Source organism: Spiroplasma sp. hyd1, assembly GCF_016082235.1.
Lineage (GTDB): Bacteria > Bacillota_I > Bacilli_A > Mycoplasmatales > Mycoplasmataceae > Spiroplasma > Spiroplasma poulsonii.
The window spans coordinates 1-1,059 of the sequence record NZ_JXYY01000120.1 but is presented as its reverse complement, the minus strand read 5'-3'; the positions used below and the strand labels follow the sequence as shown (position 1 = coordinate 1,059).

Here is a 1,059-nt window from a genome sequence, read left to right as displayed (position 1 = left end):
TCTTTTTTACAAATATTTGCAATTTTTTAACAAGTAATGCAAGAAGTCTATTATAACCATCCCTATTAATAGCTGCTTTTAGTTGATTCATGATGGTGCTTACGACATTTCGAACCGAATTACTAACTTTTTGCTGCCCAGGATTAATCTTATTGTAATATTTATTAATTGAAACAGGCTCCACAGTTAAATTAAAGGTTGTTATCCCCGTTACAACATTATCATTGCCAAGGGCAGTAATTGTAATTGTCTTTTGACCGATTGTTAATTTTATTAAACTATTTTCTGTAATACCACTAATGCTAAAATCAGAATCATTTAAATTTAACCCCCTACTTTGTGCTCGTGCTAGAATTTGTGCTTTAATTTCACGATAGGCACGCTGTTGGGTCCAAGAACTATCCACCACTAATTGTGACAAGGAAATGGCACTAATTGGTGCTGCTGTAATCCGAATAACCCCTGTTTTAAAACTGCCTTGATAATTTAATGAGTCTTTCGTTGCCGTAATTATTGCATTATATGTTCCTACCCGCAAATTAGTATTATTATAGCGTCCAACATTAAGTTCATTTACTGCAATATTAAAAGCATTACTATGCAAACTTTCAACGGGATAATTATTACCTGGTTATCCACTACCCGTTGGATTACGATATTCTCAATCATTGGCAGCTTGAAGAATTGCTTGTTGATAATCATTATATAGGTCTTTCACCCTATCCAAGGTTGTGTATGTTTTCGATAAAGCAAAAGTTGATTGTAAAACATTAAGATTGTTTTTATCAACGCCCCATGGATCTTTCACAACTTTAGTTGGGAGTTCATATTCATAAGATAAATCATAAAGTTTATTAAACGTTCCATCATATGAAAATTGCACATTAATAACAATGCTTGGAAAACTTAAAAGTTTATCTTGATACACCTTATTATTATTTCCTCGTAACATTCCATTGATTGGCGGTTGTTTAGTAAAAGTTGTTCCCACAATTGTTGTGGGATTTCTCCCAACACCAACGGTAATGTCCTTAACAATCTTGTTAATATCAATATATT

At 32.7% G+C, this 1,059-nt stretch carries 2 pseudogenes; both read right to left on the bottom strand.

The window, feature by feature from the left end:
• Positions 1-604, bottom strand: a pseudogene (locus TS70_RS06630) (hypothetical protein); the annotation flags it as partial.
• A gap of 27 nt (positions 605-631) precedes the next feature.
• Positions 632-1,059: pseudogene (locus TS70_RS06625) on the bottom strand (hypothetical protein); the annotation flags it as partial.